Genomic DNA, 10,642 nt, shown 5'->3' with positions numbered 1-10,642 from the left:
ACTGGAGCCACTGGCTCGACCGGGGCAACTGGCTCGACTGGAGCCACTGGCTCGACTGGAGCCACTGGCTCGACTGGAGCAACTGGCTCGACAGGTGCCACCGGCTCGACTGGAGCCACTGGCTCGACCGGTGCGACTGGGTCGACAGGTGCAACGGGTTCGACCGGGGCAACCGGCTCGACGGGTGCCACAGGCTCGACTGGAGCAACTGGCTCGACTGGATCGACAGGCTCTACCGGTGCCACAGGCTCGACCGGGGCAACAGGCTCGACCGGTGCAACTGGCTCGCCTGGTCCGACAGGGTCGACTGGCCCGACCGGTTCGGGTGGTGGTGAGACTGGTAGTCATGGCAACAACGGCCACGGCAACGGAGAACAGCCCGCGCCGGGCAATTCCGGGGACCATAACAATGCCGACAACAGCTCACATCAGGGACAGGGCAACTCCGGCAACGGAAACGGCGGCCCCAAAGCCAATGTCACGGCCAGCACGCTGGGCCTCAAGGACACGACGCAATTCCTGCCGTCGAGCTCGGCCGGCAGTGACCCCGGCGGCCAAGCGTCGTTCCGCAACCTGATCGGGCTTGCAGCCACATCGGTGACGACAGACCTGCTCAATGTCCTCAAGACGATCAGCGGATCTGGTCAGAACCCGAACAAGCCGACAGGGGCGAGCACGGATCTCACCTCGGACCAGACCAAGCCCGGCGCCGGCTATGCCAGCAACGACCATACCGTCAAGACGACCCTGAAGGATCTCTTGAAGCCACATGAGTGAGCAGGACTGTTGAACTGACGAACGGGAATTCGTCCAAGTTTGAAAAAAGGACGCGCGGGCTTCGCTGGAAATCGGCACCCGCGCGTTCATCATCTCGAGAGAGGAAATGCCATGAGAGGCGCGCTCCCGATCAGTTCGGAGTACAGTGCGGCACTGCCGCGAACCTCGGTAGAAACGCCTCGGCCTGGGCATTCTGGATTCCTGGCGCTGCGTACCGGATGAGAAGCCCATGGTGAACGTCCCAGCAAATGCTGAGAACCAGCCGCTCCGGATCCGCGCCGGCACCGAAGTCGAGGCTGCGGCGGACCAGGCGGACGGCCAGAATGCGCCCGGCGGTCCCGCCGAGCTCGACCAGCTCGGCGCGCGCCTCAAGGCCGTACTGCGGGCCGCCCGCTATCACGGCGTCGAACTCGACCCCTCGGAATTCAGGACGGCCAACCCGGTCCCGAGCGCCGCCGATCTCTCCGAGTGGGCGCAAAACGCCGGCATGTGGTCACGCGCCATACGCATCCGCTGGGCCCACCTCTTGCGCTTCCAGGACACCGGACCGGTCGTCCTGTTGTTCAACGATGGCGGCGCGGGTCTCCTTACCGGCGCGAGTGCCGAGCGCAAAGTCGTCTTCCTCAAAAGTGCTGACGCGCCAGACGACGGCGAGGTCACCGCCGTCGACGAGCTGCGGCTGTCCCAGGTGTGGACGGGCGAGGCCGTGCTGCTGCGCCCTACACGGTCGCATGTGGCGGCGGACGCGCCTTTCACCCTGCACTGGCTGGCCGAACTGGTGCGGCTGGAAAGCCGCTCCCTGCGCGACATCGCCATTGCCTCGTTCACGCTCAGTGTCCTTACCATCTTGCCGCCGCTGATGGTCATGACGTTGGTCAACAAGGTGCTGCAGTTCAACAGCCTGTCCACTCTGGTGCTCTTGTCCGCGGTGATTGCCGTGGTTTTCGTCTACGAGACCCTGCTTGGCCATGCGCGGCGAATGATCATCAACGTCGTCGGCGCCCGTCTCGACACCAAGCTGCATCTGCACGTCTTTAGCCGGCTCCTGCGCCTGCCGCTCGACTATTTCGAGCGCCATCCGGCCGGCGAGACGATGTATCACCTCGCCCAGGTCTATCGTATCCGCGAATTCCTGACCGGAAAGCTCCTCAGCACGTTCCTGGATCTGATCACGCTGTGCGTGCTGGTGCCCGTAATGTTCTATATCAACGCCACGCTGGCCTGGATCGTGGTGGCCTGCGCGGTCGTGATCATGTTGATCATCCTTGCCTATCTCAAGCCGCTGCGCCGCAGGTACCAACGGGTGGTCGAAGCCGAGACCTGGAAGTCGGCGGCGCTTGGCGAAAGTGTCGTCGGCATCAAGACGGTGAAGGCGCTCGGCCTTGAGCCGCAGCGCAAGGCGCTCTGGGATGAACGGGTGGCTGAAGCGGGAAAGGCCCGTCTCTCCTTCGGCCAGCTCGCCAGTTGGCCGCAGACCTTGGTCACGCCGATCGAACGCGTGATGGTGCTCGGCACCATGCTGATCGGCGCCTATCTCGCCATGAACGACCGCTCCGGCTACATGGTCGGCAGCCTGTTCGCCTTCATGATGATCTCCCAGCGCGTGGCGCAGCCGCTGGTCGGCCTGGCGCGACTGGTTGAAGACTATGAGGAGGTCGGTGCGGCGATCGGCGAGGCGGCGTCGGTTCTCAACCGGCCCCTGGAGAGCAGCTCGAATTCCACCGGCCTGAGACCCAAGCTCGTCGGCGAGGTCGCGTTCAGCGACCTGACCTTCAGCTATATCGCTACAAAGACGCCCGCGCTCGACCGGGTCAGCTTCCACATCCCTGCCGGCACCATGTTCGGCATTGTCGGGCGCAGTGGGTCGGGAAAATCGACCATCGCGCGCCTCCTGCAGGGGATCAACCGTGACTACAGCGGCTTCCTCAAGCTTGACGGCGTTGACCTCAAGGAGATCAACCTGCGCCATCTTCGCCAAGGGCTCGGCGTGGTGCTCCAGGACAATTTTCTGTTCCGCGGCTCGATCCGTGACAACATCATCGCCGGGCGCCCAGGGCTGACGCTTTCGGACGCCATGCGTGCCGCTCATCTCGCCGGCGCCCAGGAATTCATCGAGCGGATGCCCAATGGTTACGACACCTACATCGAGGAAGGTTCGCCCAATCTTTCAGGCGGTCAAAAGCAGCGGCTGGCGATCGCGCGCGCCCTCATCCACGATCCGACAATCCTCATCCTCGACGAAGCGACCAGCGCGCTCGACCCCGAGAGCGAGGCAGTGGTCAGCGCCAACCTCATGCGCATCGCCAGCGGGCGCACCATGATCATCGTTTCGCACCGGCTGTCCTCGCTGACAGAATGCGACAACATCCTGGTCATGGATCAGGGTAAGGTGCTCGACGTCGCGCCGCACGCGACGCTGCTCGAGCGATGCACGCTCTATCGCCAGCTGTGGTCGCAGCAAAACCGGCACCTCGATGGCCGCCAAGGCCGTCCGGTCGCCATATCGCCGCGGTTGGTTTGACGATGCCAAGACAATCTACGCTTTCAGGTCCGGTAACCCATGAGTAGCACCTCGCTCATCGCCCTCCCCGCCCGGCGGCAGCGGATGGAAACGAGGGATCCGACAACCCCGGCCATACTGGAGTTCCAGTGGCCGTCGAGCGCCGTCACCAATGCACCCATTCCGCGCACGGCGCGCGGCATCGTTTGGATCATTGCGAGCCTCGTCATGGCGCTGATCGCCCTGGCAGGACTAATACCGGTCGATCAGGTTGTGACGGCAAGGGGGCTGGTGGTGTCAAACGCGCCCAACATCCTCGTGCAGCCGCTGGAGACGGCGATCGTGCGTTCGATCGACGTTCGTGAGGGACAGCACGTTCAGGCCGGTCAAGTGCTTGCTCGCCTCGATGCGACCTTTGCTTCAGCCGACCTGGCGGCGCTTGCGATGCAGGTTTCGACGCTTGAAGCCGAAGTGGCGCGCCTGAAGGCGGAAGCAGACGGCAAGGTCTTCAACTATGACGGTCTGGACCCAAGCTGGACCCTGCAGGCATCGATCTTTGAGCGCCGCAAGGCGGTTTACGACGCCAAGGTCGAAAACTTCGACCGCCAGCGCGACGAACTCGGTTCCGTGATCTCGCGTTCGCTGTCGGATGCCGACGGCTACCGCCAGCGGCTCGCTGTGGCGGCGTCGATCGAACAGATGCGCAAGCAGCTCGAAGCACGGCAGGTGGGCAGCCGCCTCAACACACTGCTGGCCGAAGACAATCGCGCCGAAATGTCCCGGTCGCTTGGTAATGCCGAGCAGACGGCCCAAGCCGCAAGGCTCAAGCAGCAGGCCGTGGCCGCCGAGCGCGACGGCTACATTCAGGGATGGCGAGCCGATGTCTCGCAAAGTCTCTCGGAGGCGAGTTCGCGGATATCCGACGCGCGCGAACTTCTCAACAAGGCAAAGCTGCGCAAGCAGTTGGTTGAATTGAAGAGTGAAGCCGACGCCACCGTCCAATCGGTGGCCAAGGTCTCGGTCGGTTCGGTACTGCAGTCCGGAGAGCGCTTGATCACCCTCGTACCGGCTAACGCGCCGCTCGAGATCGAGACAAACATCGTCGGCCGCAGCAGCGGCTTCGTCCATGTCGGCGACCAGGTGGTCATCAAGTTCGACACTTTCCCCTATTCGCAATACGGGCTCGCGCATGGCACCGTGCGGACGCTCAGCCCGGATTCCTTTTCTGCCCAGGAGCAAGCGCGCGATCCGAACAGCTCGCTGGCTATGCTGCCTTCCGACGCCGAGCCGTTCTATCGCGTGCGCATTTCCATCGATCAGGTCGCTCTTCACGGCGTGCCTGCCGGTTTCACCGTCAGCCCCGGAATGCCGGTGACCGCCGACGTCAAGGTCGGTCGGCGTACGGTGCTCAAGTACATTCTCGCAGTGATGCTCCCGGTCAGCCAAGAAGCGATGCGGGAGCCATAGAGTATTGGAGCAATCTGAGGTTCGGATCGATGACAATTCTGGATCGGCTGGCTGGTCTCGTCTCCCCGGCGGCAGCGTTGCGCCGGTCTATCCAGCTTTTCGACGCCGGCAAACCAGCTGAAGCCTTTCCGCTGATGGCGGTAGCGGCGCGCGCGGGAATGGTCGATGCCGAATACCGGGTCGCGCGTTGCTATCTCGAGGGATCGGGTGTGCCGCCCAGCCGTGTGGAAGGCACGCGTTGGCTGCTGCGGGCAGCCAATCACGGCAGCGTCGATGCGCAGGCGCTCCTTGCCGCTCTCTACGTCGCCGGGCTGGTCCCGGCGGAAGCCGGCGGCAAAGGCGCCGGATCGGAGCAATTGTTCAAACGGGACCGGCCAGGCGAACCGGACTTCACGGCAGCGTTCGAACTGGCCACCAAGGCGGCCGAGGCGGGCTCGGCAACCGGACAGGCGATCCTTGGCTATATCCTCACCAGCGGCCCCAAGCCGATGCGCAATGCAGATGCGGCGCATCACTGGTACGAGAAGTCAGCTTCCGCCGGCTGTGCCGAAGGATGTCTTGGCCTTGCCCTGTCGCTCGCCCGGCGTGGCAATCGCGAAAACAGGGTCCGGATTGCGGAAGAGGTAAGGCGTGCGGCCGACGCCGACCTGCCGACCGCGACCTATCTACTTGCGGTCCTTACCGAGCACGGGCTCGGCGTGCCAAGCGACATGGCTGCAGCCGCCCAACTGTATCAGGCTGCTGCAGACAAGGGCCTGCCCTCTGCCCAGTTCCGGTTGGGACTGGCACTGATTGACGGTGCACTCGCCGGCCAAGATGTCGCTGCCGGGGAGGCATGGATGCGGCGTGCTGCCTTGGCCGGAAATGTCGAGGCAGCCTATCTCCTGGGCGATCGCTATGTGAAGACACAGCGGCCCGATTTTGCAGAAGCCGCAAACTGGTATCGGCGGGCAGCCGAAGCGGGTCACCAGGCCGCCGCCCGCGCCCTGGCCTCTCTCTACCTAACGGGGAACGGCGTGGCTGAGGATGTCGAAGAGGGAGCACGCTGGCTGCGCGCCTCCGCCAATGCCGGCAATCAGGACGCACAGATCGACCTCGCCAATCTCGTCCTCGGAGGAGCCGGCGAGCCAGACGATCGTGCAAGTGTTGCCGGTTGGTTCGAGGCCGCCGCATCATCGGGCGACCTGATTGCGGCATTCAATCTCGGGCTCTGCTTCGCCAACGGCGTTGGCGTGCGCCAGGACGAGGGACAAGCGGCGCAGTGGCTGAGGCGGGCCGCCGAAGGTGTCGGGGAGGCGCAATATATGTATGCCCGCCTCCTCCAGGATGGACGTGGCGTGGCGACGGACCCAAGGCAGGCCCGCCTCTGGTTTGCCCGGGCGGGCAAAGCCGGCGTCCTCGATGCACAGGTCGCGCTTGCCGAGATGCTGCTCAACGGGCGCGGTGGCGCCCGCGAGCCAGAGGTCGCCACGCAGTTGTTCAAGCAGGCCGCTCTCGACGGCCACGCTGGGGCGATGTTTGCGCTAGGTGCGCTGTACGGTGCTGGCCAGGCCCTGCCGGTGGACCACAAGGCGGCGCAGAAATGGTTCGCCGCCGCTGCCGGGCGTGGTCATGGCCAAGCCCAACTCATGCTCGGGCGTTACCTCGTCAATGGCCTGGCCGGGGAGTGCGACCCCGAGGCCGGCCGGGTCTGGCTCGAGCGCGCGGCTGCCTGCGGCGTCAGTGAAGCGGCCGACGAACTCGCGGAGCCCATATCTGGTTGAGCTTTGCCGATTTTGCAAAGAAACCGTCAGGCTCGTGGCGCGATCGCCCGCTGAGGTGGCTTCATGCGGACACGTCCAGAGCTTTGCAAGCCACCGGGGTGACCGCTGCGGTCATCACCTAAAGCGCTTCGCGTCGAGACGGATTTCAGGCTACGCGCCTTAGGCCGTTGGTTCTACGCAAGTCGTCTTCCCCAAAACCGAGGTCACTGTTGGGCAACGTGCATTAGCCATCAACCACGACTTCTGACCGTCTGTCATAGGCTGTCATCCACTCTTCTGCAGCACCACCAGAGGACTCGATTTCCTCCGCGGCTAGAATTCCCCGAGATCGAGCAAATGCCTCAAAGGCAAGGCGAGCCGTTTCAGCGTTTTTGTCGTCTGCAAGGGCAGACCGGAAAAGCGCAAGTGTGGCCGCATGTGTTGGGCTGCGGAACCCGACCCATTCGTCGAGAAGCTGATAGGCGTCCATGACAGATGACACCTCATGCGCAAAGCCAAGTCCCACAATTACCTGAACCGGGCGGGTGAAGCGCTTGGGCGTCATTGTTGAGCTCCGTTAACGGCGACCGGTAGTCCGAGTGCCACTAGCTAAGCACTGAGGTGGCCGGGCCAAGGACCATCTGTGGCCTCAAGGATGCATCATGGTCTAGCAAATATTCAAGTAGGCCTTATGGACTAAGACCCTCCGACGAATTCTGAAGCCGCGCGTACTTCCGGCAGCTGCCATTGATCGCGGTGCGGGCCGTTACCTTCATTGCTCTGTACAGATGGCTCCCATACCGCTTGCATACTGCCCGCAAAACGTTCGCATAAAGAACGGTCTGGCAGACAATTGACGTTCGAGGAGTACAGGTTGCATTACGGCTCCCGACCAGGTCACCAGAAGCACCTGATCATGGCGTTTGCTGTCGGCGTGGCAAGGGCCGACCGCCGGCGCGATGCTACTGCCGGTCTTTGACGTCGGCACGCACGAGCCGCCCTGCCCCAAACAGAAGCGCGAAACGGTACACTTTTGGCCGACCCGTTCTTACCCCCCGCATTTCCGGGCGGCAAAGGGCGCGCGAAAGTGCCTCGGCTCGCCTTTCGTCAATCTCAAGCATCACATTCTCGCACGTGTCTGAAGCCCCACACCCAGGGCATCTCAGGACATTCGATGGTCGTGTCTCATCGCCGACAAGAGCAAGTTTGCACCTGTTGCAGCCGACCCGCGGTGTGTTTGCGATCATGATGGTTATCCCAGCGCTCGCCAAAGGTTCACCCCTGACGCCGGATGGGAGATGCAATTGAGGGACCATTTGCGGGTGACCCATTACGGCACACCTTTGACGCTGCGAACCCCGGCAGAGCCTGCCCTGGAGCGTGAGGATGCAAGAGCCCGTCGTCCCACTTTGCAATAATCAGTTGCACCAAGCCGCCATTCTCGCCGCTTGGCCCTGTCAAAAAGTCTGGTTGTAGGCGCCGACTTCCGGACTGCGGCGCAGCACGGCATCGACGGCATCAAACATCTGGCGGCGACGCTCGGACGAGACCGGACTTTCGACGACCACGACCAGTTCCGGCTTGTTCGACGAGGCGCGCACCAGACCCCAGGTGCCGTCCTCGGCAACGACGCGCACGCCATTGACTGTGACAAGGTCGACGATCTTCTGGCCGGCAAAACTGGAGCCGTCACGCTTCATAGCCTGAAAATCGGAGACCACACGCTCGACCACGCCGTACTTCACATCGTCCGCGCAGTGCGGGGACATGGTGGGCGTGCCGAAGGTCAGCGGCAGTGCCCCGTAGAGATCGGCCATCGAACTGGCCGCGTTACGGTCCAGCATCTGACAGATGGCGATTGCCGTGACCAGTCCGTCGTCATAGCCGCGCCCGATCGGGGGGTTGAAGAAGAAGTGGCCTGATTTTTCGAAGCCGGCGACCGCGCCGAGTTCGGCAACCCGGCGCTTGATGTAGGAATGGCCGGTCTTCCAATAGTCGGTGACGGCGCCATTGGCGCGCAGCACCGCGTCGGTGTTGAACAGTCCGGTCGACTTGACGTCGACGACGAAGGTCGAACCCGGATGGAGCCGCGAAATATCCCGCGCAAGCATGACGCCGACCTTATCGGCGAAGATCTCGTTGCCTTCATTGTCGACGACACCGCAGCGGTCGCCGTCGCCATCGAAGCCCAGACCGACATCGGCGCCGGTCTTAAGCACCTTGTCTCGGATGGCATGCAGCATCTGCATGTCTTCCGGATTGGGATTGTAGTTTGGAAACGTATGATCAAGCTCGACATCAAGCGGGGCCACCTCGCAGCCAATGCGTTCCAGCGCTTCCGGTGCGAAGGCACCAGCAGTGCCGTTGCCGCAGGCGGCGACCACTTTGAGCTTTCGTGTGATGCGCTTGTCTCGGGTCAGATCGTCGAGATAGGTCTCTCGAAAGTCGGAAACGAAATCATAAGAGCCGCCGCCAACAAGGTCGAAATCGCCGGCCAGCACGATCGCCTTGAGCGCGCTCATCTCCTCGGGCCCGAATGTCAGCGGCCGCGCCGCTCCCATCTTGACGCCGGTCCAGCCATTCTCGTTGTGCGACGCGGTGACCATGGCCACCGACGGCGTATCGAGCGCGAACTGCGCGAAATAGGCCATCGGCGACAGCGCCAGACCGATATCCTTCACCCGTGCGCCGGCCGCCATCAGTCCGGAAACCAATGCCAGCTTGATGCCGAGCGAATAGGAACGGAAATCATGTCCGGTGATGATGTCGGGCCCAACGCCGAGACGGCGGATCATCGTACCGAGCCCCATACCCAACGCCTGGACGCCGATCAGGTTGAGTTCGGGCGCGACCTGGCCAAACCACCAGCGCGCGTCATATTCCCTAAAGCCGCACGCCTTGATCAGCGCAGAGGTTTCAAACGCGAAGGTGTTGGGCCGGGCTTCGGCAATGAAATCCAGAGGCACGAAAGGAAACTCCGCACGATGAAAACGACACGAATGCGCTTGTCGAGGCGGTAGCTTACCGGAACCATTCCTCAGGCCTATCTATCAGTTTGGTTGAGCCTACTCAGGCTCGACGCCTGCTGCGCCCTTAGCGGGCCGACACTGCTTTTGAAATGGCGATGGCTGTCGCCTTCCCGATAGTGCAGAAGGCGAAGTCTCGGGAAACGGTTTTGTCGGCCAATCAAACTTTTTAATATTTTGTGATCAACCGAATTTGAGTTCTCCACAACCGTCTCCGGTTGACCATCTGCGGTTGCTAGAATCTTGTGGGCGAATGCCCTAAGCAGCCGTGAGCAAGATGCAAAACCCCGCTTTGACGAGCGGTTTGTTGTTAAGCGCGGATGCAAAATGCCACTGTTTTTTTTCGATGTCCGGGACGGCAAATCCCATTTTCCCGACACCGAGGGCACCCATTACGTCGGTGCGCTTGAGGCCCGAGTAGACGCAGTCAGAATGCTGGTCGCCATGGCACAGGACGAAATTCAGGGCGAGTTGCAAAGCAAGCTTTCGGTAATTGTATCCGACGAAAGCCGTAGGCCCGTGATGGAAGCAAATATTGATTGCAATATAAAAGTCTTCTGAAAACAAAACCGGCATCAGCTTCGCACGGATGAGTTGCCCCGCAACGATATAGCCGTCGGATGCGCAGGTGAGGTCAGGCAGGCTTGTGGCGCCAGCGTGTTGCACTTGTTCGGCACAGCCTGCAGGCTGCGACCAGCTTTTGGCGGCAACCTTCCTTTCCTTGCCAGACGACCGGCGCCCCAGCCAAGGGCGTTCGAGCCCAGGGTCGACGGTTAGTCAACATCCCCGTCCATTTTGAAAATGACCGGGCCCTGACACATTGCCAGCAACCTTTGCCGTCGCAAAGCCAACTCGGCGGAACCGGAGTACACGCCGTTGGCCGCGCCGTCGCCGGACGCCGGGCTAGATCGCTCGAATGCGGCAACGCCGCGCCGAGCACTGACTCTCGTGGCGCAAACGACTGCAAGTGCAATGAAAAAGAGGATGCCTGGATCAGCGCTGCCGCCCGACACCGACATGGCAATTATGCTTGCAAGGGCAGCATTCCTGACGCTAGCCACGACGGCGTCTGTTTCTGGATCCACCCATTGCCGAACCGCCCCCAGCCCCCTAGCCAGGACACACAGCAG

At 62.5% G+C, this 10,642-nt stretch carries 8 protein-coding genes and 1 pseudogene; 5 read left to right on the top strand and 4 right to left on the bottom strand.

Going from position 1 to position 10,642, the window contains the following annotated elements; translation table 11 throughout:
* The 5 genes from FJ934_RS28190 to FJ934_RS27285 all read left to right on the top strand — a co-directional run.
* Positions 1-335: hypothetical protein (locus FJ934_RS28190; protein ID WP_181165794.1), on the top strand; the 335-nt coding region annotated here is incomplete at its 5' end.
* Positions 336-597: 262 nt separating this feature from the next.
* Complete coding sequence (locus FJ934_RS28185; protein ID WP_181165793.1) at positions 598-777, top strand: hypothetical protein; 180 nt, start codon at positions 598-600, stop codon at positions 775-777.
* A 229-nt stretch (positions 778-1,006) separates the two neighbouring features.
* Entirely contained in the window at positions 1,007-3,298 is a 2,292-nt protein-coding gene (locus FJ934_RS27295) for a peptidase domain-containing ABC transporter (protein WP_140613512.1), read from the top strand.
* Positions 3,299-3,382: 84 nt separating this feature from the next.
* A complete protein-coding gene (locus tag FJ934_RS27290) occupies positions 3,383-4,744 on the top strand; it encodes an HlyD family type I secretion periplasmic adaptor subunit (protein ID WP_246671660.1) in 1,362 nt (453 codons plus the stop codon).
* Between the two features lie 158 nt (positions 4,745-4,902).
* On the top strand, positions 4,903-6,507 hold the full coding sequence (locus FJ934_RS27285; RefSeq protein WP_246671659.1) for a tetratricopeptide repeat protein: 1,605 nt from the start codon (positions 4,903-4,905) through the stop codon (positions 6,505-6,507).
* 223 nt (positions 6,508-6,730) lie between these two features.
* On the opposite strand, the gene FJ934_RS27280 is transcribed toward FJ934_RS27285, so the two are convergent.
* The 4 genes and pseudogenes from FJ934_RS27280 to FJ934_RS28245 form a co-directional block, all read right to left on the bottom strand.
* Positions 6,731-7,051: a DUF982 domain-containing protein gene (locus FJ934_RS27280; protein ID WP_140613509.1), complete on the bottom strand. Its 321-nt coding sequence runs from the start codon at positions 7,049-7,051 to the stop codon at positions 6,731-6,733.
* 892 nt (positions 7,052-7,943) lie between these two features.
* Positions 7,944-9,452, bottom strand: coding sequence for a phosphomannomutase/phosphoglucomutase (locus FJ934_RS27275; protein WP_140613508.1), 1,509 nt, complete (start codon positions 9,450-9,452; stop codon positions 7,944-7,946).
* A gap of 318 nt (positions 9,453-9,770) precedes the next feature.
* Positions 9,771-10,178, bottom strand: a complete 408-nt coding sequence (locus FJ934_RS27270) for a hypothetical protein (RefSeq protein ID WP_140613507.1) — start codon at positions 10,176-10,178, stop codon at positions 9,771-9,773.
* 107 nt (positions 10,179-10,285) lie between these two features.
* Positions 10,286-10,642 (bottom strand): annotated as a pseudogene (locus FJ934_RS28245) (hypothetical protein); the annotation flags it as partial.

The organism is Mesorhizobium sp. B2-4-12, assembly GCF_006441575.1.
GTDB lineage: Bacteria > Pseudomonadota > Alphaproteobacteria > Rhizobiales > Rhizobiaceae > Mesorhizobium.
This window is presented reverse-complemented; position numbering and strand designations above follow the sequence as displayed.